24 protein-coding genes and 3 pseudogenes are annotated in these 24,169 nt (G+C 56.7%); 18 read left to right on the top strand and 9 right to left on the bottom strand.

Annotation, left to right across the window (positions count from 1 at the left end; translation table 11 throughout):
* Nucleotides 1-230: pseudogene (locus tag K290_RS0131265) on the bottom strand (IS66 family transposase); the annotation flags it as partial.
* 156 nt (nt 231-386) lie between these two features.
* A complete protein-coding gene (locus tag K290_RS37605; RefSeq protein WP_028755196.1) occupies nt 387-746 on the bottom strand; it encodes a hypothetical protein in 360 nt (119 codons plus the stop codon).
* A 510-nt stretch (nt 747-1,256) separates the two neighbouring features.
* Here K290_RS37605 and K290_RS0131255 point away from each other — a divergent pair.
* The 13 genes and pseudogenes from K290_RS0131255 to K290_RS0131195 all read left to right on the top strand — a co-directional run bounded on the left by K290_RS0131255 (nt 1,257) and on the right by K290_RS0131195 (nt 12,293).
* Nucleotides 1,257-1,634: a Rap1a/Tai family immunity protein gene (locus tag K290_RS0131255; protein WP_004119872.1), complete on the top strand. Its 378-nt coding sequence runs from the start codon at nt 1,257-1,259 to the stop codon at nt 1,632-1,634.
* Nucleotides 1,631-2,557 (top strand): hypothetical protein, encoded by a 927-nt coding sequence (locus tag K290_RS0131250; RefSeq protein WP_004119873.1) that lies wholly within the window; start codon nt 1,631-1,633, stop codon nt 2,555-2,557. Before K290_RS0131255 ends, K290_RS0131250 begins: the two co-directional genes overlap by 4 nt.
* 71 nt (nt 2,558-2,628) lie before the next feature.
* Nucleotides 2,629-3,558, top strand: a complete 930-nt coding sequence (locus K290_RS0131245) for a TRADD-N-associated membrane domain-containing protein (protein ID WP_004119876.1) — start codon at nt 2,629-2,631, stop codon at nt 3,556-3,558.
* 260 nt (nt 3,559-3,818) lie between these two features.
* Nucleotides 3,819-4,895, top strand: a pseudogene (locus K290_RS0131240) (RHE_PE00001 family protein); the annotation flags it as partial.
* 85 nt (nt 4,896-4,980) lie between these two features.
* On the top strand, nt 4,981-5,604 hold the full coding sequence (locus K290_RS0131235; RefSeq protein WP_004119881.1) for a hypothetical protein: 624 nt from the start codon (nt 4,981-4,983) through the stop codon (nt 5,602-5,604).
* A gap of 12 nt (nt 5,605-5,616) precedes the next feature.
* Nucleotides 5,617-6,717, top strand: coding sequence for a helix-turn-helix domain-containing protein (locus K290_RS0131230; protein WP_004119883.1), 1,101 nt, complete (start codon nt 5,617-5,619; stop codon nt 6,715-6,717).
* A 22-nt stretch (nt 6,718-6,739) separates the two neighbouring features.
* On the top strand, nt 6,740-7,243 hold the full coding sequence (locus K290_RS0131225) for a hypothetical protein (protein WP_004119886.1): 504 nt from the start codon (nt 6,740-6,742) through the stop codon (nt 7,241-7,243).
* Nucleotides 7,244-7,249: 6 nt separating this feature from the next.
* A complete protein-coding gene (locus K290_RS0131220) occupies nt 7,250-8,239 on the top strand; it encodes a hypothetical protein (protein ID WP_004119888.1) in 990 nt (329 codons plus the stop codon).
* A gap of 258 nt (nt 8,240-8,497) precedes the next feature.
* Complete coding sequence (locus tag K290_RS0131215) at nt 8,498-9,223, top strand: DUF5677 domain-containing protein (RefSeq protein ID WP_240535450.1); 726 nt, start codon at nt 8,498-8,500, stop codon at nt 9,221-9,223.
* A gap of 23 nt (nt 9,224-9,246) precedes the next feature.
* Nucleotides 9,247-9,867, top strand: coding sequence for a hypothetical protein (locus K290_RS0131210; RefSeq protein ID WP_004119892.1), 621 nt, complete (start codon nt 9,247-9,249; stop codon nt 9,865-9,867).
* Nucleotides 9,852-10,322: a hypothetical protein gene (locus K290_RS0131205; RefSeq protein ID WP_004119894.1), complete on the top strand. Its 471-nt coding sequence runs from the start codon at nt 9,852-9,854 to the stop codon at nt 10,320-10,322. The genes K290_RS0131210 and K290_RS0131205 overlap by 16 nt, the downstream gene beginning before the upstream one ends.
* Nucleotides 10,323-10,474: 152 nt before the next feature.
* The gene (locus tag K290_RS0131200) at nt 10,475-11,065 is read left to right on the top strand and encodes a helix-turn-helix domain-containing protein (protein WP_015341966.1); all 591 of its coding nucleotides are present in this window, start codon (nt 10,475-10,477) and stop codon (nt 11,063-11,065) included.
* The gene (locus tag K290_RS0131195) at nt 11,058-12,293 is read left to right on the top strand and encodes a type II toxin-antitoxin system HipA family toxin (RefSeq protein WP_004119898.1); all 1,236 of its coding nucleotides are present in this window, start codon (nt 11,058-11,060) and stop codon (nt 12,291-12,293) included. Before K290_RS0131200 ends, K290_RS0131195 begins: the two co-directional genes overlap by 8 nt.
* 85 nt (nt 12,294-12,378) lie before the next feature.
* Here the strand turns inward: K290_RS0131195 and K290_RS0131190 are convergent, their stop codons facing one another.
* On the bottom strand, nt 12,379-13,518 hold the full coding sequence (locus tag K290_RS0131190) for a UvrD-helicase domain-containing protein (RefSeq protein WP_004119901.1): 1,140 nt from the start codon (nt 13,516-13,518) through the stop codon (nt 12,379-12,381).
* A complete protein-coding gene (locus tag K290_RS0131185) occupies nt 13,515-15,146 on the bottom strand; it encodes an ATP-dependent nuclease (protein WP_004119902.1) in 1,632 nt (543 codons plus the stop codon). Before K290_RS0131185 ends, K290_RS0131190 begins: the two co-directional genes overlap by 4 nt.
* 152 nt (nt 15,147-15,298) lie before the next feature.
* Here K290_RS0131185 and K290_RS0131180 point away from each other — a divergent pair, with 152 nt between their 5' ends.
* The 4 genes from K290_RS0131180 to qatD all read left to right on the top strand — a co-directional run bounded on the left by K290_RS0131180 (nt 15,299) and on the right by qatD (nt 20,044).
* Nucleotides 15,299-17,149 (top strand): KAP family P-loop NTPase fold protein, encoded by a 1,851-nt coding sequence (locus K290_RS0131180; protein ID WP_004119903.1) that lies wholly within the window; start codon nt 15,299-15,301, stop codon nt 17,147-17,149.
* A 290-nt stretch (nt 17,150-17,439) separates the two neighbouring features.
* A complete protein-coding gene (qatB, locus tag K290_RS0131175) occupies nt 17,440-18,036 on the top strand; it encodes a Qat anti-phage system associated protein QatB (RefSeq protein ID WP_240535452.1) in 597 nt (198 codons plus the stop codon).
* A gap of 35 nt (nt 18,037-18,071) precedes the next feature.
* Nucleotides 18,072-19,307, top strand: a complete 1,236-nt coding sequence (qatC, locus tag K290_RS0131170) for a Qat anti-phage system QueC-like protein QatC (protein ID WP_240535453.1) — start codon at nt 18,072-18,074, stop codon at nt 19,305-19,307.
* Complete coding sequence (qatD, locus tag K290_RS0131165; protein WP_004119906.1) at nt 19,304-20,044, top strand: Qat anti-phage system TatD family nuclease QatD; 741 nt, start codon at nt 19,304-19,306, stop codon at nt 20,042-20,044. The genes qatC and qatD overlap by 4 nt, the downstream gene beginning before the upstream one ends.
* A gap of 255 nt (nt 20,045-20,299) precedes the next feature.
* On the opposite strand, the gene arsK is transcribed toward qatD, so the two are convergent.
* The 5 genes and pseudogenes from arsK to K290_RS0131140 form a co-directional block, all read right to left on the bottom strand.
* Nucleotides 20,300-21,535, bottom strand: a complete 1,236-nt coding sequence (arsK, locus tag K290_RS0131160) for an arsenite efflux MFS transporter ArsK (RefSeq protein ID WP_004119907.1) — start codon at nt 21,533-21,535, stop codon at nt 20,300-20,302.
* Nucleotides 21,532-21,738, bottom strand: a pseudogene (locus K290_RS36900) (arsenical resistance protein ArsH); the annotation flags it as partial. The gene arsK and the pseudogene K290_RS36900, both read right to left, overlap by 4 nt.
* Before the next feature lie 450 nt (nt 21,739-22,188).
* Nucleotides 22,189-22,404, bottom strand: coding sequence for a hypothetical protein (locus tag K290_RS0131150; RefSeq protein ID WP_004119909.1), 216 nt, complete (start codon nt 22,402-22,404; stop codon nt 22,189-22,191).
* Between the two features lie 91 nt (nt 22,405-22,495).
* On the bottom strand, nt 22,496-22,846 hold the full coding sequence (locus K290_RS0131145; protein ID WP_004119910.1) for a DUF3088 domain-containing protein: 351 nt from the start codon (nt 22,844-22,846) through the stop codon (nt 22,496-22,498).
* 279 nt (nt 22,847-23,125) lie between these two features.
* A complete protein-coding gene (locus K290_RS0131140; protein WP_004119911.1) occupies nt 23,126-23,404 on the bottom strand; it encodes a hypothetical protein in 279 nt (92 codons plus the stop codon).
* A gap of 519 nt (nt 23,405-23,923) precedes the next feature.
* Here K290_RS0131140 and K290_RS0131135 point away from each other — a divergent pair.
* A partial coding sequence (locus tag K290_RS0131135; protein ID WP_037136680.1) for a transposase family protein occupies nt 23,924-24,169 on the top strand: 246 nt, incomplete at its 3' end.

Below are 24,169 nucleotides of genomic sequence, written 5' to 3'. Positions count from 1 at the left end.
TTCTTCAGTCGAGCGATCTCATCGCGCAGCAGTTGGTTCTCGACTTTAAGCCGGGTGTTTTCCAAGCGAAGGGCGGCGTTTTCCTCGCGCAGCTGGATGTTGTCGGCCTCAAGCTTCGCGAGCCGGGCTTCCGCCTGCTGCGACCGCTCCAACAGACCGGACACCAGACTGCGCAACGCATTCAGCGACAGCGTGCCGGCATGCTCGGGGGAGGGGAGCCGTTTCGTCATGGCAGAATCGAATCATGATTTGCCCCGGCAGGAGAATCCCCAGGCTATCAATCAATTCTCAAAACGCTGGGTTATGCACACTTCTATGCTCGCTCACCGAAACGCTGCCACCGATTTTGCCCCACGTACGATAAAAGGGGTACGTGGGTGTCGCTTTTAGCTAAGAATTTCATTGATATGCAGATGGTAGGGAGGGGAGGTTCCGGGCGTGGGGAGTTGTGTAGCCTCGATGGTTTCTGGAACGATCAGATTTTGTACCGCCTCTGACCAGATAAGTATTGCTCTATCGGGATCACAAGGCCTCCTAAGTGGCGCGGCAGGGCGTAACGAGGCGAGATAAGACGCCACGTTGCGCCCGTTTGCGCGCCAATTATACCAGTGATTTCGGCGCTTAAACGGCCGCATTTCGACGTTTTTGGCGCCCTCCCTCTGCATGTCGCGGGCTATGGCTTTGGCCACCTCGCGGTCGCTGAAAGTGAGGCCGATCGGCTTTCCGTTCTGATAAATTTCATGCATGTCAGGTCCTTTCTAAGGGCGGAATGCCCGACGCGTGGAAAATATAAGATGAGTTACATTTGTCGCCGTCCCTGATTCAGCGTCCGAACCTGCTCCTCAAGATGCTCGGTTGCCGTCGTCGCGGCTCATGCGGTCGCGTTGCAGACCGGCGGCCATCAACTCCCATGAGGACGGTGGCTTGGCGGCTCCGGCACTAGCTCGGTGATGAAAGAAAGATGCGCCGTTTCCATTGGCTGCGCCACCACTTAGCAATTCCGATTTTCATCCCAATCGGCGGTGGAACATGCACTTTTCATCGCCGCGCCCATCAAAGGACGGTACCGAAAGTTCTTTACCATTGAACTGCGTCAGCGCGAGCAGGGCGGTCTTGGCGTCAAGCTCGAGGTGCATCGGACAACTGCGCACGGCCACGGGTACGTGAAGAAAAACCAAGGGAAGCAAGCGAATTGACCCTGTTGCAGTTACCGGTTGCACTCGATAATCTGCCCCCAACTTGGGTTGGGGAAGATCATGAAACGGATGATACTGGCGGCTGCAGCCGCCCTTTTTGCGACCGGCGCCAATGCTATGATGGCCCAGGATTTGGCGCGCGACTGCAAGAGCAGCATCACACTTGCCGGAAATTACGTCATGGGCTTCATGGAGAAATGGCGCGAGGATGAGATTGTATTCGATAGCGTCGTTAAGATGGGCATGAAGGACGAGCAAATGCTCGGGATCGCTCGGGAGAGCATTCTCGGGAAATTCTGCATCCCGAAGGGCGCCAATGTCGCCCGCGCCATCGTGATTGGCTGCGACTGGGTGACGACGCATCCCGAGAAGGGAACCTGGCCGGCCGAGCGTTCGTTGATGGCTCCCTATAAAGCTGCATGGCCTTGCGACCAATGACCAAGACCGCGACTATCCAATCCCATGTGAGCGTAAATTCCGTGATCTGGATCACGTCCCTGCATGAGAGCGAGCACGGGGTGACCCTCCGCGTCCTCGAAGATTTGGAACCCTTGTTGCAGGCCAACCAGATCTTCTTCATGAAATTTGAGCCGAAGAGCGCCGCTGATCTTCTGGGATTCTTGGATTATGTGGCGAAGGTGGTTGAAGACGGCCTGCTGCCGATCATCCATTTCGATACCCATGGCGATGAGGACATGGGTATTCATATCGTCGCCTCGAACGAGGATTGCAGCTGGGCCGAGATCACAGAGAGACTGCGCGCGATCAACATAGCCACGGCCAATAACCTGTGCGTCATCTCGCTGGCCTGTTTCAGCTTTCATCTCGTGAAAGAAATTCATGTCACGACCCGCGCGCCATTCTACATATTGGCCGCGCCCCAAAACAAAGTTACGGCAGGCGATGCGGAGGATTCTGTGGTCCGGTTTTACCGGCACGTCTTCGAGAAGAGCGAGCTTATCGGTGCGTTCCGAGCAGTCCTGAAAGACAAGCTGCTCCTCATGCATAGCGAGGAGCTGCTGTTCACGTCGCTAGTGCGTTACGTCCGTGCATTTTGCATGGGCAAGGGCGTTCAGAAGAGGGTTGATGAGCACCTCACCGAGGCACGGAATCTGGGCTACCTGACCAATGGTTCGGATATCGCGTCCTTCCGCAAGGCGGTCAAAGCCAATCTTTTGGCAGACCAGTCGCTTGTTGACCGATTTGTGGAGATGTTCCTGCTTGGCCGTCCGGTCGGCTATGACATCGAGGCCGTGAAGAAGGCCGCACGGGCTCTGCCAGATCCCTACGCGGACGGGAAGCGGAAGCGGCCGACCGTGGCCGATAGCATTAAGGGCATGACGCTGCCGCCATTGAAGTGACGACGCGCCCGCTCGATTTATTCCGCGCCAGGGTTGTATAGGCACGATTCGTAAAGGTTGAGAGAGTACAGATGACTGTCGCGAATTTGTTCGGCGGGGGCTTCATGTATCAGCTTATTCTTACCGTCATCCTCGTAATCGTTGAAGTCCTTCGGTACTCGCCGAAGGTTCGCTGGGCGGTCGCAATCATTTCCATTTTGACCATTGCCGGAAGCTTCTATGTCGTCTTCTATTTGGCAACAAGCCACGTGTTCGTGCAAGGCTATGAATATAAGCCGCACGACCTTCAGCCGGGCATCACTATAGGGGTCGTCTTCGCCCTGTTCATGCTCGTGATGGTCGCTTTCAGCGTGATCGACCGTGATAAGCTCAAGGCAATCGTAGATCGTGACAGCGACGACCAGCTTCTCAGGGCGTGGGCATCCAGCTTCACTCCCTTGCTCGACGCGCAGTCTGGAGGCGCGGGCGGCGATGCCAAGATGGCGCCGCAAACCGAAAGCGCTGCCAAGTCCGACGACGACATTATTCAGGGCATCAAAGCGAACCTCCGTCAGCTGATCGAATACTACATCATGAACAAAAGTCAGGCGCGCAGGAGTTACACTGCCAGCCTGACCGCCATCGTTGCCGGTTTCGGGACGATCATTGGGGGTACGTGGTGGGCGTTCTCCTCGGGCCGAAGCGATGGGACGGCATATATCGTTCCCTTAGCGGGTGTACTGCTTCAATTCATCGGCGGAGGCTATTTCTATCTCTATAACCGAAGCCTGATTCAGCTTAATTTCTTCTTCTCCCGTCTGGCGCAAATGCAGGACACGCTTTTGGCAATCCATCTTGCCGAGTCCTTGCCAGAGGGAAAGGAAAGGGCGAAGGCCGTGGACAGGCTGATATTCATTGTAGCGGAACGCAGCACGACCGCGCCCGCTTACCTTCCGGACCCAGCGGCAAAGAAGCCAGCGGCAAGGCGCACCAGAACGCAACCCGAGCCAGCCGCCGAGTAGCGCGACCGACTACGCGTAATGCTTGCCAGCGTGATGAAGCTGCACGTCGCACCTTTGCATAAGCGCGGCACGCCTTTGACGACGCCGACCACTGCTCTCCCTCGATCGAGCGAGCCGACATTGATGTTCGATCTTGAAATCGTTTTGGCAAAGAGACGTTTCAGTGAAATCGTTAGCGGAAAATCGCCCTTCATTTATCGGCTAAACCTAACAGACATATGAAGTTTTCCCATTTGAAATAACAAAGTAGAAGCCACACTTTTCGAGCCGGCATTGAGTTGGCGCGTCTCGACGAGCGCATCGCCCGCTCCGCGGTCGGACAGGGGTGGATCGAACGGTCGCACTTTGCCGACGCCTGCGCCTCGCTGTGGATCGACGGCGAACTTGTTCACCTCGAAGACCTCGTCCTCCACGACGACACCCGCGATATTCGCACACCCACCCATGAACTGACAATCGCCCGCGACGCGTTGCGCACCCGGCGACGCATTGCCGCGCAACCACCGGTCTGGGCACTGTCGCCCGACGGCATTCGCACGCTCAGGCAAACCTCGGATGTGACATCGGTCAGGGCCGATGATGCTGAGTCGGGCGCCGCCGCCAAGCGGCCTGTCGCTGTCGAGCCGATAGGGGAGGGGGACGATGCTGACGACGCCAAAGATCTGCCTGGCGTCGATTATGCCGCCATTGATGCGCTGCTGGCCCGGTCCGAGGCGGCGATCGAGAACGCACGGTCCGGACGGGCCGGCGCGCAAGAAAAAGATCCCATGATCTACGATCTCGATTGGGACGAGGACGCGCGGCTGGGCGAGTGGCGCAACGTGTTGCGGCAGACCGATGATCTGCCGGCGGTGCTGCAGGCGATTGTCGCCCTCGATGCCTGGAACGAGATTGCGGTGCTGCAGCACGCGCCCTGGCTTGGACGACTGTTGGCCGCCTCGATCCTCCGCCAGGCCGGTGTCACCACGGCCGCACATCTCGCAGCCATCAATCTCGGACTAAAAACCATTCCCGTCGATCGGCGCCGACATCGCGATCGAGAAACCCGGCTGCTCGCCATCGCCCATGGACTGGTCGCGGCCGCCGAGATCGGGCTGAAAGAGCATGATCGGCTGACGCTGGTGAAAACGATGATGGACCGAAAACTGGACGGGCGCCGGACGTCGTCAAAACTGCCGGAGCTGGTCGAGCTGGTGATGGCGAAACCGCTGGTGTCGGCTAAGATGGTCGTAACGACGCTGGGCGTCACGCCGCAGGCGGCGCGGCGGATCGTTGGCGAGCTCGGATTGCGCGAGATGACGGGGCGGGGGAGGTTTCGCGCCTGGAGCGTCCTGTGAATTAGCCGAATACATTCTTCTAGCTTGACCATGTTAATTTTTTCCTCCACAAATGAGGTAGAGAACATTAACATGAGTAGGCGGCATGGAAAATATCAGCCCAAAGACAATCACTGATCCTGAGATTGGCGACCTTTACCTTGCTCGTCTGGAACTTGAGCGTGAGAAATTGATCGCGGCAGGTCATCACGCACTTGCTGCTGCTGCGACTGCCTCACCACTGCATCCCACCAATGCCGCCGGCATGTTCGCGTATATGGACGGAGTGAAGGGCCTTCGAGCCGAAAACCTCGGTGGAAATTGGGAGATCTTTAGCGAGGAAGGTGTGGAAGGCATCCGCAATGACGTCCTCAAGCTTCGAGTTCTCTTTGTAAATGTCAATCAAGCCTGCCGCAAAGCGGATCCTAGAGCGCGGTCTCGAAAAGGCGCTGGCTCCGAGCGCGTGGCTTGTGGCGATATGTTTGAAGCTGCCGGTATCGACCTCCCTATCAGCGTGGTCAAGTTTCATGGAGACCACAAAACATATTACCTGATGGTCGATCAGTTTGGCGCAATGGAACTCAGCTTACCTGTGGTGAAGAATGGCCAATTCCTTCGCTGTATCGATCGCGTATTTTTGATTGAGGGTGGCGATCTGGACGCGGTCGATTTTGGCATCAATGAACCGACCAACGATCCGGATCTGGATATCGTCGTCAGTCGAAAATAAAGCCGAACAATCATGTTCAATGGAAAGAGACTCAGCCTCGCCAGGAAAAGGCAGAAGCTGACAGCGAAGGAACTCGCAGAAAAGGCCGGCGTATCGCCGGTCACAATCACGCGGCTTGAAACCGGTCAGAACCAGGCGGATTCTGGAACACTTGAGAAGCTCGCAGAGGTTCTCGGTTATCCCGTGCAGTTTTTCTTCAAGGAGGACCCCGCACTCCTTTCAGCAGAAATCGTCAGCTTTCGCAGCCTGTCGAGCATGACCGCGAAAGAACGAAACGCTGCCCTTTCGGCCGGCGATAACGGGGTCGAAGTCTATGAGTGGCTTGAAAATCGATACAATCTACCGGCGTTGGATTTGCCGCATTTCGACCCGGAATTGACACCTGAAGCTGCCGCCGATGCTCTCCGCCAGCACTGGGGCCTCAGTTACCAACCCATCGCAAACATGATGAAACTGATGGAGGCCAAAGGCATCCGCGTCCTGGGGCTAGAAGAAACCACCGCAAATGTCGATGCATTCTCGTTCTGGCAAAATGACAAAGCGTATGTGTTTCTGAATTCGTTCAAATCGGCGGAGCGTAGTATTTTTGATGCGGCTCACGAACTGGGCCATTTGGTCCTGCACAGGCATGGCCAAACCTCAGGCGCGGACGAAGATACACGCACGGCCGAGGTGGAGGCAAACCGCTTCGCTTCCGCCTTTCTAATGCCGGAGGAAGACGTCAGGGTCAGAATGCCCCGTCTTATAACGGCTGATCTCATTTTACGGGCGAAGAAAAGGTGGCGCGTCTCGGCAATGGCGCTGGCATACCGACTGGCACATCTTACCAGACCCATGCTCTCCGAATGGCAATACCGTTCCATATGTATCGAGCTTGGGAAACGCGGTTATCGCACGAGCGAGCCTGATGGCATCCCCAGGGAAACGTCTGTGCTATGGGGGAAGGTTTTATCCCAGCTTTGGGCGGAGCGGAAAAGTCTCGTGGACGTTGCCGATGAGCTATCGCTTCCAATGACTGAGGTCGAACGACTTTTATTTTGTATTCTGCCCCAGCACGGTACCGACAATGAGGGTGGTGAAGTCCGACGCTCAAAGCTCAGTATCGTGAAATAGACGTCAAGATTGAGTGGACGCGATGACCAGGGATCACACGAGTCATGGCAAATGGTCCGAAGCTGGGGTGCCCAAAAAGGGATGGTCATGTGTCGGGATCGAGGATTTGGGTGAGCCTTCCCAGCTTTGCGAAATGTGCGAAAGCGTCACCATCCGCTACGTCCATTATATGGAGCACGGCCAGACCACGGAAGCATTGGCCGTTGACTGCGTCTGTGCCGAACATATGGAAGAGGACTATGTCCGTCCGAAAGAACGGGAGAGGGGATTAAGGAGCCTCGCCAAACGCCGTAGGACATGGGCCGAGCGCTCATGGAAACGTTCGGCCAAGGGCAATGATTACATCAACACCGAAGGGTATAATCTGACGGTATTCCCTAAAAATGCAGGCTTTGGCGTGGTGGTGACGAACCGCAAGAACGGTGCGACCCGCAGCGGCAACAAGGAATTCGCATCCGTGGAAGAGGCAAGGGCAGGGGCGTTGAGCGCGCTGGTCTGGGCCAAGACGCATTTGCAGTCAGAGTGAGGAAGCATGACGGAGACCACCGAGGAAGAGCGACCGATCACCGTGCCCAGCATTGGTATTTCAGTCCAAGGCATGGAAGAAAAAGCAGGCGAGAAGCTCGCCTATTGCGTCGGCGATTATGTGCGGGAGTTGAGCCGTTACATCAATCTCGAGCGGCTGGACGGCATCACCATCGCCGTCGATTACAAGGAAGCGCTTCTCGCACTCGATAGAGGATATGAGACGGACCACCGCCTAACGCCCAGCTCCGAGCTGGTCGAAGGCGTTGCGATGGCGCCGAGCGTCATCCGTGACGGTATTCTCAAATCGCATTTGGTACTGAACGCTGCCTATATCTATTCACTGCCGGACGAGAAAGATGAGCACTATGCCCATTCCCTGCATCTGCTCGCTCATGAATGCGCACATGTCGAACTCGCCATGACGACTGACAAGGCGTTCCCCGATACGCTGCTGAAAAAAATCTACGATGATGCCGCAGATGCCTGCGAAGGGCAGGCCGAAAACGCCTGCTGGGATGAGTATGCGGCTTGCCGCATCGCAGCCCCGTTCGGCCGAGATCCTCTGCAGGATTACACCAATGCATTCATCACCCATCTCGAGGAGACGATGAACCGGGCAAACGAATGTATCCGACGCTATCGCACCGATCACGACCATGACCGAATACTCTCCGAGGTCCTGCGGTATTACCAGAACCTGATGACGAGCGGCAGTTATCTGCTCGGCCATATGGACGGTCACGGCTTGACGATAGACGATGTGCCTGCGGTTCGCAGGGCGCTGGGAGGGCATTGGTTCGCGCCGTTTTTCGAAAGGCTGCGCACCGCGCTAAGAGAACTGTGGGCCAGGTACGGGCAATGGGAAGATCGAAGCGAATTCGCACCGATCGGCGAGATCATCATCGATGTGCTGGGCGAGGGTGGCTTCTTCTTCCAATGGGATGAGCACGGCAATTGCGGCTTCCGCATTCCGTTCACGTTCGCCACGATGTAGGAACGGCCATATAAAGACACGGGTGCTCTCCAGTACCAGGCTGACGGTACGGAAAAGGCTGCTGCGGTCCAGTTCGCCTCTCTCGACAAAGGTTTGGCGCTGACGGCTGCCGACTTCCTGATTATCGCATAGTCGCATCGCATTCCGCCGAACCATTTGGCGGTGGGATTATCCTCCGGATAGCTATTTGACTCCACATGTACCGGTGGCAACCAGGAAGAATCGCATGAATGATGATCAGCCCCAGATAAATGAAGCATGGCTGCAATGGATGAGGGATTTCCGCATGGCTCGGCGAAGCTCGCGGACGTGGACAGCTTCGATGCGCCGGAAGGCGAAGAGCCCGAACTGCTGTTCGTGAAATTCGCGCTGTTCGCCCGTGCCCTGACATTGTTCGACACGGCATTGTTGCTCGCTGAGCATGACAAGGTGCTCGATGTGCGCAGTACCTGCCGCAAGGTCGTCGAATGCGCGATCCATATGGATGCAGCGTGCCGCAAGCCTGACTATTTGCAGGCGCTCAAGGATGACGAAGCCACGAGTAAATGGTCGAGAGCCAAGGCGTTAAAGGACATGCAGACGGACCTTGATGCCGGCTCGCATAAGCTGCTGCAGGAATTCCTGAATGACAAGAAGGGCGCGCAGCTCAAGCCGAGTGACCTGAGCAAGGACAGCCAGTTCCCGCGCATGGCGCACATGTATCGTGAGATCTCGGCCGACACGGCACATGTCACCTACAGCTCGCTATTACGGCATCGTTCGTTCCTGCCGGACGGGACCGCATTGTTCAGCCTCGATCCTCTGCTGGAGGAAGACGAGCTGCAGGAGACGCTGAACATACTCGGCCTCTCCGTTTTGCTGTGCGTCTTCAGCCTTGTGCGCATGATACTCACCATGGTGGGCGACGAAGCATTCTATAACCTGCATGCCCGCTATAAGGTGCTTGCCGCCGGCGGGCAGGCGCAGCTGGGTGAAACCGCATGAGGTGAGGGGAGAGAGGGGCTAATATGGATACGAGCGACACGCCGCGACAAGAGGTGCCTGCCTCCACGCTTCCGCAGATTCAGGTGACGGTACAGGGCATCACCAACCAGTACGGCGCCGAATGCCTCGGGCAGCAGATGTTCCACATTCTGCGCGAGGTCGGGGAATATATCGATATCAGCGCGCTCGACGGTGTGACCGTAGCGGTCGATTACGACGAGGCGCTGCGCGACCTCGATCGGGGCGTCGAAGGGCTGGCGCCGTTGAGCCGCACCAATGACGAGGGCCTGGCCGGCGTCGGAAAGAGTGTCGTGGTCATGCGTGGCGACGCCGTGAAGACACATATCGTTTTGTCCGCGGGTCCGGTATGCCCGATTGTGCTCGAGGGGGCCGATCGCGATGAAGAGGATTTCCGCACGGCCATTGCCATCATCGCCCATGAATGCGCACATGTCGAAGAAATCGCCTTTCGCGAGGACCAATTCCCGGCATCCATTTTCGTCCGCCGACCGGGCATTTCATCAGCGATCACGAGCAGCACTTCGCCGAAGCCTGCCGGGGTGAATATGCGGTCTGCCGTTTGTCGGCGGGGTTCGCGGTCAACGAGGAAGCCCGTTTCCGCGACAATTTGGCCGTTCGGTTGAAGGATTGCCGCGGCAGGGCGCACGATGCCATCCGGTCCTATCGCCTGCATGGCAATGTGGTGCGGGTCTTTCAGGAAGTCGGTATTGTCATTCTTGAGCCCTTGCGGATCGCATCCTACCTGTTCGGCCATCTGGACGGGATGAACGAATCCGACAACCTCTGCGAGGTGGCGCCAGAATTGCCGACCGAGGATCAGGCTTTGGTCAGGGCGATCGGCCGGCTGGTGGAGCAGCTGCGCGGCCTATGGGATACGCGTGGTGAGTGGCCGAGCTATGATGCGCTGATCGATGTCGGGGCGGTCGGTTACCGGCTTTTTGAGGAATTCGGCGTGCATGCGCAGCCGCAACCTGACGGGCAGGCCTATATCAATGTCCCTTTCACAGTGGATACGATGCCGGCAGGGTCTGCACAGGCCGATATGTTGCGCGCCCTCATGGGCGGCTACAGAAGCTAGGCCGGTATGATGAGTCATCATGGCTGATTGACATATGATTATATATAAAATTGTTCAGTGATACAGATCTGTATATCAGAGTTGCGCTGCCTTACGGAATTGTCTATATATTATCCTGTATATCTCCCATCATGCGATACAGGATAATGATCGTGGCATATAAAACAGAGCATATAACACAGCAGTTACGCGCTGCCCGGGAAGGACAGAAAGTAAGCCAGCGTGAGCTGAGCGCTCGTTCGGGCCTGACGCAGAGCCATATTTCCCAGATCGAGCGGGGTACAATGGAGCCTGGGCTCGGCAGCTTGGTGGATGTGGCGCGCGCGCTCGACCTCGAGATCGTCCTTGCGCCGAAGAAGCTGATGCCGGCGATCCGCAACATCCTCGAAAGTAGTTCGGCGTCGAATGACGTCCTCACATCTGACCAACGCAAACTGGTCGCGCGTCTCGAGCGATCGTCTGCGCAGTACGGGTATGGGGTCGGGACGAGTGCCGACGCGGACGCGTTCAAGGATAGCCTGGGCCTCCTACGCCATCTGCCACTGACTCCCGACGAGCTGGACATCCTCAGGCGGGCAGCCAACCGCCTTGAAAATTCTCAGACCGACAAGATGTCACGTCAGGAAATGGGTGCGATCGTTCGCGAGATAAGGCAACTGCGCAACGCCGCGGTGCATCGCGACCGGGATGACGCAATCCCGCGCTCGGCCTACGCGCTGGATGAGGAGGACGATGATGCCTAAGGTCACGGTACTCGATGTCAGGCTAAACGGAGAACCGGTCGCGACCCTGACGAACCTGCAGGACGGGCGCACCATCTTCGCATTCAACGAGGACTATATCGAAAACGAAAAGCGGCCGACACTCAGCTTGTCCTTCAAGGACCCGTTCGGCGCCCTGATTACGAAGTTCCGCCCATATAACATGGTGGTCCCACCCTTCTTCTCGAACCTGTTGCCGGAAGGGCCGCTGCGAAAATACCTCGCCGAGCGTGCTGGCGTAAAACAGACGCGGGAATTCTTCCTGCTCTGGATGCTCGGTCGTGATCTGCCCGGTGCAGTGACGGTCCATCCCACCGTGGGTGATGACCTGCCGCCCGATGACGAGCAGGCTTCTGTCGAAGCGCGACCGAATGCATTGCGCTTTTCGTTGGCCGGTGTGCAGCTGAAATTCTCGGCCTTCAAGAACACCACGAAGGGAGGCGGCCTGACTATTCCGGCCGAGGGTACCGGTGGATCATGGATCGTGAAGCTGCCCTCCCAGCAGTATAGCGGCGTGCCGGAGAACGAATTCTCCATGATGACCATCGCCGCGATGATGGGCATGGACGTGCCGGAGATCCAGCTGGTCGAGCTGGATGCGGTGAGCGGCCTGCCACAGGGGGTAGGAGAACTGCACGGGCAGGCGCTCGCCATTAGGCGTTTCGACCGTACGCCGGAGGGTCCGGTGCATATCGAGGATTTTGCGCAGGTGTTTGGCGTGAAGCCGGATGACAAGTACAGCAAGGGCAATTACCGGATGATCGCCCGCGTCCTCGGCATCGAGACGAGCACGGCCGACGTGGCGGAGTTCATCCGCCGGTTGGTCTTCAGCACACTGATCGGCAATGGCGACATGCATCTGAAGAACTGGTCGCTGATCTACCCCGATCGCCGTACCCCTGCGCTCTCGCCGGCTTACGACCTGCTATCGACAATCCCCTATATCGAGGGAGAGGATACGGCCGCGCTTAACTTTTCACGCACGAAAAGAATGGCGGAGCTATCGAAGGACGAGCTTGCACATCTGGCCGCCAAGTCGGCGCTGTCCGAAAAGCTGGTCCTCGACACAGCACGCGAGACGGTCGGACGGTTTATGGATGTGTGGAAAAACGAGAAAAACAACCTGCCGATGGCCGCGAAGGTGCGCGAGACTATCGATGCACATCTGCCCACAATCGAGCTGTATCGGGAATTCAACGAAGCTACCTAGAAAAAGGTCATCATCGGAAGATGATGCCCCACCGCCAAGGATGAAATCATAGATCTATATAGGGTGCATTTTCCGGAGATTTTCGCTACTGGAACAATGTGAATCCTGGAACGACTTCACCATCGGCAAGGTCATGGACCACCGCTACCGTATGCCTTGCGCGGGTTAGGGCAACATAGAGTTTTGCACGGGTTTCGGCTTTCAACGCCGATTGGGCGCTCTTCAGCCAGTCCATCATTTCATTCGTCGGATAGATAATGACGCGGTCAAAACCGAGTCCCTTGGATCGTCCGAATGTAAGCGACGGCAGTTCTACAGATGCGACCTTAACGGCGGAACTCCATCGCAGCTGTACCGGTCGTCCGGTCTTGAGATAGCGTGGCAGATCGTTACGTCGGACGATGTGGAGACCCGCATCACCAGGGACCGGCTGCCTGCAGTCGACGCATTTACATGCAGTCGCAGCCGCCAACTTTGGATAGAGCTTCGACGATAGTTCACAGATAGCGGTGCTATTTCGGTGCGATGTCATGAGGCTGGTCACATCAATATCGCAGGTAACCTTTCGGGGAAGTTCCGCCCGAATGAAGTCGGCAATGCCGCCATCCCTGTACTTCTTAAGGCGAGCCTCCAGATGGGTCACATAGGTGACCTGACGGGGATCACCCACCATGACGACGTTGACGGGGCTTTGGAAGAGCGCCGCCAAAATGTCGAGGTCGTGGCCTGCCAGATCCTGCACCTCATCTACGAAAATAAAGTGATAGATACGGGAAAGCCGCTCGATGACAGCGCCGTCCGATGCCTCGTTGCACCGTATCATCAGCCTCGACAATTTGTCTGAATAGACGCGATTTCGACGGTCGAAGTAGCAGCGTCTGAAATCTTCCTCACCCCAATACATGGGACGGCCTTGCCGGTCGCGCCCGCGCAAACCGGATCTCTGCGAAACTAGAAGCATGCCAGCGACATCCCAATCGAACAGCTTGCCTTGAAAGGGCTTGATGCCGTGCTCGATCAGCAGACTGAACCAGGTCTGGATATGCACGTTGCCCGGAACCGAGCCATTGATTTCGAAAAATTTGCGCCGGATCTCTTTTTCGTTCGATTCCGTGTAGGTGGTGATGAGGACCCGTTTTTGTTCAACGGCAAGCGCCTGCCTGACGAGGTAGGTGGTCTTCCCCGAGCCTGCCGCAGCAATGACGAGCTTATTCGGCCCCATCATTTGGCGATCGCATCCAGAATATATTTCGGATAACTGATTTTCGTCTTCGCCGAGAAAATCGCCAGCGCGCATTCGGTCTTGTTGTTCTTCATATAACGATGAAGGTTATCGAGATCATGCTTGGTACCGAACAGCGTGTTGAAGGTCTCGACGCTATTGGATTTGACCAGTTTCGGCTCAAGGGTGTTATAGTTGAAAGGCTTGCCGCCGAGGACCAGGTCGCCCTTATCCACCACAGGATCATAGCAGATTGTGATATGATCGACGTCCTTGTATTTGGCGTACTTCTTTTCAAGCGCAGCAGTATCCCCGTCGTTGTCGGTTGCGACCACGACGGGGATTTTCAGCGCCGTCGCCAGTTCGAGAAAACGCAGGAACGAAAGCCCGACCGAGATGACATCGATCTCGTCGTCGATCGGCAATTTTCCCCCGTTGGTATCCATGTAGGCCCGTTGGACGACCAGCTCGTCCGCATCGCCCTCTACAAGGATCGACTTCTGCGACAACACGAGACGCAGCGTGTCATAGCCAGGCAGCTTATGGAAGAAGTCGCTCGCGTCCAGATCCTCGATCCGTGTGACCTTCGCTTCCCGTAACAGGATCAGGTGGTCCAGTCCTAGTTTGTTCGCGACGAAGCTGCTATGCGTGGTGATGATGACCTGCTTGCCGCTATTGTCGGTGCTGATATCGCTGATGAGCTGGTTGAGCTTCGAGTGCGAGAGGTGGTTTTCCGGTTCCTCGATCAGCAATACGGTCGCTTCGCTGTTCTTTTTGCTGCTCAGCGCGAGTCGCGTTTTGACGATGCACTGCTCGCCCTTGCCGATATAGTGGAAGGGCACATCCTCGATATAAGTCATGAGGCTGTTTTCCCAGGCATTATGAGACGACATATCGACCGAGATGCTGACCTTTTTTCGGCTGATCTTCGCCGCTTCCGCCAATCTTTCATTAATGGCGCCGACATTGCCGTCGGCCTTGAAGGCGTCTTTCAGCTTGCGGTGGGCTTGGGATATCGCAACACGTTCCTTGTCGTCCAAAAACTCTCTGACGATGCGGGAGATGTACATATCCGAACCGCTCTGCACACGCGTGCTTGTTGAATCGATGAGGGCCGATTTAATGGGAATGGTGCGAGGCATCGCCGGTTGGCGGGAGAATTCCGACCATTGCACCTGATAGAATTCCAAGGGTATCGAGTTGATCTCCCTGTTCTTCAGCAACTCGGTATAGGCACCGTCATATTTCTTGTCGAACTCGATCGAGAAGAGAAGGCCGCGAGCCTTGTCGTTTTTCTCGGAATTCCCGTTTCCGCGCAGGTCTTCCAACGCGTCGCTATCACCGCCGAAAAACAGCTCGATCTGGATCTCCGGCGGATCGAGAGGTTGTTTCGCGGCGATGCTGTCCAGATACGCCCGCTCGACCTTCCGGTTAAAAAGATAGGGAGATAATTCGTTGCGCAGGTATTTCCCGTTCAGCATACCCGTCAGGCATAGATGGATAGCTTCGAGCAGCGTGGATTTTCCGGCTTCGTTGTTGCCGACGATGATGTTGACGCCCCGATTGAAATCGGCTGCGAACCAGCCTTCGAAACACTTGAAGTTCTTTATCTTGACCTTCTCGATGTACATCGACTTCCCTATTTCCAGCGAGGCAAGAATTTCCAAATTGACACAGCTTCGGCGCGAACAATACGTTGCAAATGTAGGGTGACGCGAATCATCGGTGCGACGTCTCGGTGCGATGGTTTTACTATCGACAGGTGCGACGGGGGAGGCCTTGAATGTGGGCAGATAATGAGACTGAAAAAGACTTCCTTAATTTTTCGGGAGTGGCCGACACCGTAGCGGAAATCATCGTCCAGGCGCGGGGGCGCCCAATTTCAATCGGTGTCTCGGGATCATGGGGCATTGGAAAATCCTCCATGATAAAACTGACCCAAGCATCCCTCGCTAACCGAGAGAGGAAAGAAGGCGAGAAGGACTTCGTCTTCGTCGAATTCAATGCTTGGCTTTACCAAGGTTATGACGACGCTCGCGCCGCATTGATGGACGTCATCGCGACGAAGCTAGAGCAGGAAGCAAGAGCGCGCGAAAGAGGAGTAGACAAGGCCAAGGCGCTCATCAAGCGCGTGAACTGGCTGCGTGCAATGAAGCTCGCTGCCGGTTCGGCGATAGCGGTGTCGATGGGACTTCCTCCAACTGGGCTCATCGGCGAAGTGTGGGGGCTGGGGCAGCGGTTTCTAGGTGGTTCCGTCGACCAAAAACTAATCGAAGACGCCAAATCGAAAGCGGGTGAGGTGGCAAGTGCTGCCTCCGGGCTTCTCAATCCGGCAGAGGAAACCTCACCACCTAAGGAAATCCAAGCCCTCAGGGATAATTTCGAGGAGACCCTTGAGGAGCTTGGGGTAACTCTTGTCGTGTTGATCGACGACCTTGACCGTTGCCTCCCCGAGACGACGATCTCGACCCTTGAGGCCATACGGCTGTTCCTGTTTCTGAAAAATACGGCATTCGTCATCGCGGCCGACAACGACATGATCAAACACGCCGTCCGCAAGCATTTCGAAGGCGTTCCCGACGATCTACTTGTAACGAGCTACTTCGACAAATTGATCCAGGTGCCTATCCGCGTTCCTCCCTTGGGAACGCAGGAAGTCCGCGCGTACATGATGTTGCTCTACATCGAAAACAGCGACTTGAAGGACGACGTAAAGGAAAAACTGCGGGTTGGGATAATCGATCAGTTGCGAAAGACGTGGCAGGGCGCGCGCGTCGACAAGGCATATGTAACGGGACTGCACGAGAACATACCGGCAGATCTTATCGGACGTTTTGATACGGCTGAAAGGCTTGCGCCTATCATGACGACTGCCTCGGGCATCGTCGGTAATCCCCGACTGATCAAGCGTTTCCTGAATGCACTTTCTATCCGCATGGCGATCTCCAATGCTCAGGGCGTCGGCGTGGATGAGGCGGTCCTCGCCAAGCTTCTCCTGTTCGAACGTCTCGGTAGCCCGTTGGCTTACGCCGAACTATTGAAGGCCGTTAGCCAAGACGATGACGGCAAACCCAGATTCCTGAAGGATTGGGAAGAAGCGGCCACAGAGGGAAAAGACCTAAACCTTGCCGCGCCCTGGGATGCTCCTTTCTCGAGGGAATGGCTGGCTTTGCCTCCGCCGCTACACGATGCGAAGTTGTTGGGCGCTTTGTATGTGAGCCGCGAGCACGCGCCGCTCATAACGCCCGGTGACCGTTTAACGACCGAAGCGGCCGAAATATTGACCGCAATGCTCACCCACCCTGAAATGGCTGCGGCCCTGGTCGACAAATTGGCACGCGTGTCGCGCGTAGAAACCTCGATCATTATGGATCGTCTCCTGGACCGTGCTCATCAAGAACAAGAATGGGGAGTTCCAGCTATCCTGGAAGCCTGCCTCGCGGTTGCGAAAGCCGATCCTCAGCAAGGACTACGATTGGCGGCATTTCTGAACGATCGTCCACCGGCGCAGATTACTCCGGGGATCGTTCCGAAAATCGGAGACCAACCTTGGGCGGACGGCGTTTTCGAGAAATGGAAGCGCACGGGCGTGCCGCTGGTGGTCAAAAGAGCGATTGAGAAGGCCGAACAATAATGGGGACATCTCAATCAAGTAACGGACCCAAGGGAGGCGTCCACATGGTGCCCGCGTGGACCCCCGCGCCACCGGCGGAAGATCCGCCTTCCGGTGATCAACCACCGGACGCGCCGCCAGACCCCGCTCCAGATCTAAATCCGCCGGAGCAGGAGCCGGTAGATGCCGCTCCCAACAAACCCGTTGCGCCTAACGTGCCGCCACCAGCGGCCCCTCTCGCGCCCGGTCACCGGTTCGCTGGTACCCGCCGAAGCCTTGGCGAATTTGCGAAGGCCGGAAACTTAAGTGATATGCGCCGCAGCTTGGGAAACTACGTGCGTAACGGCTACGGCGGATCGAGGACGACCACCAGCAGATTTGGTGGGACCGCTTCCACAGCCAGTGCACTCGGCGGCATCCTCGAAACTATGGGGCAACAGCCCGCAGGCAGTGCACTGGATCCGGCGCTTCTTGCGGGCCGCACCGCGAACGAGGTGATGGATGCTGTCGTCGAAGCGGTTCGGCCGGTCGACGGCACTCAGGACGCCGAGGCTGAACGAACCGCCATCAAGGACTCGCTTTCGGATCTCTTGGTGAAGTACCCTGATGCCGATTTGGCTGCCCTGACACCGGAACAGCGTGAATTCGCCATCGAGCGTTTCACCGCAATGGATGTTGCTCGTCGGTTCGAACTCGATGTCGGAAAAACAATCATCGAGAAAGCGCCCACCGCCACAGTGGCTCTCAGTCGCCTGAAACAGGTGCGTGACTACATCAAGCAGACCGTAGCTGCTTCCTTTCGCAAACTCAGAGCGGCGGGCAAGAGCGTAAACTCGAACCGTATCGCCGCGGTGGTTAGAGATGCACTACGGGATACCTTTCAGGTTTTCGAGGGATACGCAGAATGAGGCTCGTTTGTGGACCTGGATCGTTCGAGCTTCCATTGGAAGAAGGCGATCTGCGTGTTGTCCTGTATGGTCAGCCACGCATCCCCTCGGAGGCAAGTGCGGGTGAAGCCGTCAAGGCAGAGCTTCGGCGAAAGGGGCTGAACCCCCATCGACGGGCATGGGATCTGCTTTCGATCGCACTTTCAATCATCACCGCCGACTTTTCGGTACTGCGGGATGACAGCGCCGATGGCTGGACTAGAGAGATTGAACTCGATGTCGCCGTTTCCGACCGAGCTTTCTGGAATACGATGGCCAACGAATTTCGGCAGGCGCTCGCGTTCCTGACAACGGACCGCTGGAAGCTTCGGTTTCATGACGGCGGCGTTTTACCCGCTCCGCCGAAGAAGATTTCGGTGCTGAAAGAAGACTGCGTCGTGTTGTTGTCCGGCGGATTGGACAGTCTCGTTGGCGCAATCGATCTGACTCGTGATGGATTGAAGCCGGTGGCAGTCAGCCAGAACGTTCGAGGGGACGGTCTGAAGCAACGGGATTTCGCACAGGAAATTGGTCTGACGAAGCACCTGCAGCTCAATCACGTTGCGACTTCCCCCACCGTGCAGGAAACGTCACAGCGAGCGCGCTCTCTGATCTTTTTGACCTTTGGCGTGGTCGTAGCTACATCGCTGGAGAAATACGCAAAAGGCAACACCGCCCCGCTCTACGTTTGCGAAAATGGGTTCATTGCGATCAATCCGCCGCTCACCGGTTCCCGGCTTGGAAGCCTGAGCACGCGCACGGCGCACCCTGTCTTCCTAACGCGATTCCAGAAGATCCTCGATGCCGCAAGCCTCAACGTGAAGATCGAAAATCCCTACGCCCAAAAAACGAAGGGCGAGATGCTTATCGAATGCAAGGACCAGATTTTCCTTCAGACCGAGGCCGCGCATTCGACCAGCTGTGGGCGCTTTCAGCGGTTCAATTACCGGCACTGCGGTCGCTGCGTTCCCTGTCAAGTGAGACGGGCAGCATTCGTCGCATGGGACGCGAAGCGCGATACGACGGATTACGTCTACGAGCCCTTGGGAAAGGATGATGAAGACCACGCGTCGTTCGATGATGTTCGTTCCGTTGCCATAGCGTTGGCTTCGGTGAAAGCTGACGGCCTCGATCGGTGGCTTGGCCACACCTTGTCGCCTCCGGATATTGGTGATCGTAACGGTGTCCGCGGCATGCTAGATCGAGGGTTAAACGAACTCGGTGAGCTGCATCGACTATATGGTGTTAAGTGATTGACTTCCATTGCCATCTTGATCTGTACCCGGATCCTGTTGCGGTCACGCAGTCCTGCGTGAGCCGGAATATCTATGTTCTCTCTGTCACTAACACGCCCTCGGCTTGGGAAGGTACGCTTGCTCTTTCACATAAGGCAAAGCGGATCAGAACGGCGCTCGGGCTGCACCCACAGATTGCACATGAACGCCATGGCGAACTTCCCTTATTTGAAAAACTCCTGCCATCAGCCACATACGTAGGGGAGATCGGGTTAGACGGCTCACCCGAGTTGCGACCCCACTGGGAAACCCAAAAGCGGGTGTTTCATCGCATTTTAGATCTATGCGACCAGGCGGGCGGTCGTGTAATGACTATTCATAGTCGGCGGGCGGCCACGCAAGTAATGGACGCACTCGAAGCGCACAAAGGCGCAGGAACACCAATCCTTCATTGGTTTTCGGGGACAAAGCGAGAGCTGGATCGCGCCGTCTCCATGGGCTGTTGGTTCAGCGTGGGACCAGGGATGATCCATGGTCAGAAGGGCCGGGATATCGTCAAAATGATCCCCCGTGATCGCCTGTTAACCGAATCTGACGGACCATTCACACAAATCGAGGGCAGGTCTGTTCTACCATGGGAGCTCGACCGCGTATTGAACGCGATCGCAGAACTGTGGTCGGAAGATGCGCTTTCGGTCGAAGGGCGGGTGGCGGAGAACTTACGACAATTGGGCTATGGTCGAGCCGAAAGCTAACCGCGCATAAGGGGCGCGATCGCTTGTCGAGAGCATCCTCCTAAAATATGCGTTGCGTCAAAACCATGGGCCATTCGATTTATCGCGAAATGAATGTGTTTTCAGTACCTTGCAAAATTTCGTTCCGGTCGGTAGTTCGAATTGGTTCAAGGCGTGCGAGGTTGGCGATATGGCGATCCTTGCGGCACCGTCGAGGACATCTCGAGATCTGTTGAGCGGACTGTCTTCGATCCTTCGCAAAGGCTGTTGAAAAGATCAGGTCTCGGCACGGTTAAGAGCGAGATGCGAAGGGTCAGGCAGGTGCGCCAGCCGGCTGATTGCGACGAACGCAAATACGGCAATCGCGCCGACAGTGGCGGCAACCGTTAGTGACCAGAACACCCCGACGTTCGTCATCAGGAATGCCAGGATAAAGGGCGCCGTCGACGAGACCACCAGACGGATGGCCAATACCTGTCCCTGTCGTTGGCCGTAACCCTCACTGCCGAAGAGCGCCAACGGCAAGGTTCCCTGCACGATGCTGCTCAAGCCCGAGCCGAGGCCAAAGACCACGGCGAACACCAGTGCGCCTGGCACGGAGGGGGCGGTGACAATCAGGATGACCAGCGCGGCCGGCAACAGCACGGCGGAGATCAGCGCCAGCACCAGCTGCGGTAGGCCGCCTCCGAAGACCATGTTGATGAACCGGCTCAGCACCTGCGACGGGCCGAACAGCGTGCCTACCATGAGCGCCATCGCTCCGAGCCCAAGTCCCGACAGAACCGGGACCATGTGGACGAGGAGCGCGGCATTGACAAAGCTCTCCAGCGCAAAGCCTGTTACCATTAGCATGAAGGCTGGCGAGCGGATCGACGGAGAGAGACTTGGCTCGACATGCTTTGCAGGCTCGGCCGATGCACGCTTGCGGCTTCTGGTGACGCTGGACGACAGCCACGCATGGATCGGCAGGCAGACAGCGACATTGAGCGCAGCGAAGACCAGATAGACATTCTGCCACGACATATGCGCGTTGAGCGCCGTCGTGATCGGCCAGAAGATCGTCGAGGCGAAGCCGGCGATCAGCGTCAGGTAGGTAATGCTGCGCTGGGCGACCTTTGGTCTGATCTGAACGAGAAGCGCGAAGGCCGCACCGTACTGCACGAGATTGGAAGCCGTCTCAAGCGCGATCAGGGCGGCGACGAAGGCAATCTTGCCAGAGGCAAACGCACAAGCCACAAGGGCGGCGGCGGCAATCGCCGAGCCGGCTGTCATGACGCGACCGGCACCAAAGCGGTCGATCCACTTGCCCATGGCTGGGGCCGCCAAGCCGCCGATCAGGAGACCGGCCGACAACGCGCCAAAAATCCATTTCGACGACCATTTCAGATCCCGCGCTATGCCCGGTGCGAGGATGCTGAAGCTGTAATAGAGCGATCCGTACCCGATGATCTGCGTGAGACCGAGGGCAAGGATAGCCGCGACGGGCGGTCGTTCGGTGCTGATCATCGTCATATGGATTTGAGGCTCACGCGCTGTTCGAGTTTTTCGGCCTCCTCTTTCCGCTCGCTGTAGCGGTCTGTCAGGTAGCCGGACGCATCACGCGTCAGCCAGGTGAACTTTGCCAGCTCCTCGCAGACATCGACGACACGGTCATAATAGGAGGATGGCTTCATCCGGCCCTTGGCATCGAATTCCTGGAAAGCCTTTCGAGTGCTGCGGCAACCTCCCGCTCGCCCCAACCGGCGTCGACCGCCTTGCTGACAAGGCGAAGGACAGATGCAGCGCGTACTGGCACCAAAGGTGCCGGTCCGGATCTGAACTCTCACAGCGAGGAGGTTGAATATAGTCATCTCTGAAATGTCGCGATTATCTTTCTCCGCGTCAAGTGATGGCCGCCTTGCCACCAAGGATATGCGCACAGTTGAACTTGGATATCCGCCACACCGGTAGTGCTTTCCTACAACCCCTGATCAACCTAATTATGCGCGATTTGCAAGTCATTTACCGTCGCTGCAAGACCATTGGTATGGATGGAGGGGGCTGCGTATGCCAGCCTCGGGCTCAGGTCTAAGTGATTTGCCAGCAGGTTCCTCTTTAACCGATTGGCTATCTTCCGAGACCTCATCGCGAGCAGGGGCCATGGCCCCACCCACGCCTCAGAGCATCTATTTCCGCAACAATGCTTGGTTGGCTTTGTCCAGGCAGACGGCGGCGAATGCCAACAGGATCGTGCAAATCGATGAATAGATGGTGCTACGGAACACGTCGGCCATGCCCACATCGATCCTCAGAAATTCAAGTGTGGCGCCGATCATAAAGAAGATTGCGCCAAGGCCGAGCACCAAGACTGCGGCATTCAAGGTCAGGCGTACCAGTCTCATCCGTTCATGTCCTCTCCCTTTAGGCGTCACGACACCGAAGTGGTGATTCTGTCCGGCTTTTGAGAACGAGTGAAGAACCGCTTTTCACTGGTTATGGATGTGGGAGCGGAAAGCAGTGCCGATCCGATAGCGCGGCAAGGATCTTGTCTTTCTCTGCGATGAAGATGCGCCCCTCATAAACCCCTGTTTGATGAGGCGAGCTGTCTCCCTCCGCTAGTACCAGCAAGGGCAAGGACTGGTTTTGCTCTCCAACAAGGGCGATGACGCTTTGTCTGGGTCTCGGCCATTCTATGCGCTCGACATTAAGCTTCATCGCCAAATCCGGGAACGAGGCCAGCACCCCCTCCAGAAGGGCGCAGTGCCAGCAATAAAACTGCTGACCTGGATAGGCAGAATCGTCAAAGCCCGGGCGCAGCAAGAACAGTCGGTCGCGGTTCGCCATTTCATTTCCTTTCCGATTTCAGTGCATTGTAGAGCGCGGGCTTGCCAATCTTCAAGTGCGCGGCAGCCTCTTGCACGGCCCGCAAAACGTCCGTTTGTCGGACAGGCTTTTTCCAGTTCGCCACACCTCCGCAACGAAATTGAAAGATTAGGCAAAGGTGCGGTATGGGTCAATTTAGGCCGAATAGGCTGTCCGAAATATCTCCTCTGTTCGAAAGCCTGCCAAGATAATTTATGACCAGGTCATTTTGCCCCGTACGGACAGTTATTGGACTGCGTGTCAGTTTCTGCAGTCGCTGCCAGTGATCAAGTCCCTGATCGGAAACATATCTTCGCCGTAGTGGTGAAGCCGGGTGTGATGCCGTCGGCATAACCACCGCACCCTTAAAGGCTCATCGTATTGATCATGATGGGCATCGACCGCTTCGATCCCGCAAACCTCGCATATTTGCTTTTCTAGCTCGCCTGCCTTCACCGCTCGCTGCACAGCAAGGTGAGCATCGTATTTGCCTGGATTGGCACGGCGCCAATTCGCTTGGCGGGTATCGGTTTTCAGCATCACAGCATCCTGCTTGTCTATCCCTGCATCACCTATGAAACGAGGTGCCGTGAATAGGCATAGCACGGCGTAAATCGTTCTTCATTTGTTTTCCCATCGGTGCCACGTGATTTCACAGGCACGTCCTTCGGACCAGGCTCTATTCCGCCGCAGCCTTGCTGCAGCTCCACGGAACCCCTGACGGGTTGGTGTTCCCACAGGTGGCGGTCCGTAATGTATTTAGGCGTGCTGGCTATGATGGACCGAGGTAGAAAGCGCGTGTTGTCGACTATGTAGCTGACGCTTCCGCTGACGCCCTCGAGTGCGGATGCTATGGCCCGATCGCACATCCTGTGAATAGTACTGCCCCATGCACCTGAAACCGCCTCCTGGGACCAGGCTTGCTCCAGCCCTTGCTTCAACACGATTGATCCGACGTCAAGGGAAGCGGTTTCGAGGCACGGCTCTGAACTCGGGTTAACGTTTCTTCCCTGAACGGTTTGGGTGTGATTCAAGAGTGTCGGTGATTTGGAGGCCGACATGTTTGAAGACGATCGCCCGCGGCTGCGGGTTTTGCTGGACCATTTTAGTCTCGTTGAGGATGAGCGGGAGCAATGGCGGGTCGCCCATCCGTTACCCGAGGTGCTTCTTCTGGTCGTTTGCGGGACGATCGGCGCATGCGACGATTTTGACGAGATCGTCGAATGGGGAGAGGATAACCTGGCGTTTTTACGTCGGTTTCTTCCCTATCACCATGGCATACCGGGTTCGCGCTGGCTGCGCATT

Source organism: Rhizobium leucaenae USDA 9039, from assembly GCF_000426285.1.
GTDB classification, from domain to species: domain Bacteria; phylum Pseudomonadota; class Alphaproteobacteria; order Rhizobiales; family Rhizobiaceae; genus Rhizobium; species Rhizobium leucaenae.
This window is presented reverse-complemented; position numbering and strand designations above follow the sequence as displayed.

Coding starts and splice junctions, on each gene's coding strand:
- K290_RS0131190 (WP_004119901.1), bottom strand. CDS start 13,518: ATGATGGGGCCGAATAAGCTCGTCATTGCTGCGGCAGGCTCGGGGAAG.
- K290_RS0131235 (WP_004119881.1), top strand. CDS start 4,981: ATGGAAAATATCAGCCCAAAGACAATCACTGATCCTGAGATTGGCGAC.
- K290_RS0131215 (WP_240535450.1), top strand. CDS start 8,498: ATGGCTGCAATGGATGAGGGATTTCCGCATGGCTCGGCGAAGCTCGCG.
- qatB (WP_240535452.1), top strand. CDS start 17,440: ATGCGCCGCAGCTTGGGAAACTACGTGCGTAACGGCTACGGCGGATCG.
- K290_RS0131150 (WP_004119909.1), bottom strand. CDS start 22,404: ATGAGACTGGTACGCCTGACCTTGAATGCCGCAGTCTTGGTGCTCGGC.
- K290_RS0131180 (WP_004119903.1), top strand. CDS start 15,299: ATGTGGGCAGATAATGAGACTGAAAAAGACTTCCTTAATTTTTCGGGA.
- K290_RS0131140 (WP_004119911.1), bottom strand. CDS start 23,404: ATGCTGAAAACCGATACCCGCCAAGCGAATTGGCGCCGTGCCAATCCA.
- K290_RS0131230 (WP_004119883.1), top strand. CDS start 5,617: ATGTTCAATGGAAAGAGACTCAGCCTCGCCAGGAAAAGGCAGAAGCTG.
- K290_RS0131220 (WP_004119888.1), top strand. CDS start 7,250: ATGACGGAGACCACCGAGGAAGAGCGACCGATCACCGTGCCCAGCATT.
- K290_RS0131255 (WP_004119872.1), top strand. CDS start 1,257: ATGAAACGGATGATACTGGCGGCTGCAGCCGCCCTTTTTGCGACCGGC.
- K290_RS0131145 (WP_004119910.1), bottom strand. CDS start 22,846: ATGGCGAACCGCGACCGACTGTTCTTGCTGCGCCCGGGCTTTGACGAT.
- K290_RS0131245 (WP_004119876.1), top strand. CDS start 2,629: ATGACTGTCGCGAATTTGTTCGGCGGGGGCTTCATGTATCAGCTTATT.
- arsK (WP_004119907.1), bottom strand. CDS start 21,535: ATGACGATGATCAGCACCGAACGACCGCCCGTCGCGGCTATCCTTGCC.
- K290_RS0131210 (WP_004119892.1), top strand. CDS start 9,247: ATGGATACGAGCGACACGCCGCGACAAGAGGTGCCTGCCTCCACGCTT.
- K290_RS0131185 (WP_004119902.1), bottom strand. CDS start 15,146: ATGTACATCGAGAAGGTCAAGATAAAGAACTTCAAGTGTTTCGAAGGC.
- K290_RS0131250 (WP_004119873.1), top strand. CDS start 1,631: ATGACCAAGACCGCGACTATCCAATCCCATGTGAGCGTAAATTCCGTG.
- K290_RS0131195 (WP_004119898.1), top strand. CDS start 11,058: ATGCCTAAGGTCACGGTACTCGATGTCAGGCTAAACGGAGAACCGGTC.
- K290_RS0131225 (WP_004119886.1), top strand. CDS start 6,740: ATGACCAGGGATCACACGAGTCATGGCAAATGGTCCGAAGCTGGGGTG.
- K290_RS37605 (WP_028755196.1), bottom strand. CDS start 746: ATGCATGAAATTTATCAGAACGGAAAGCCGATCGGCCTCACTTTCAGC.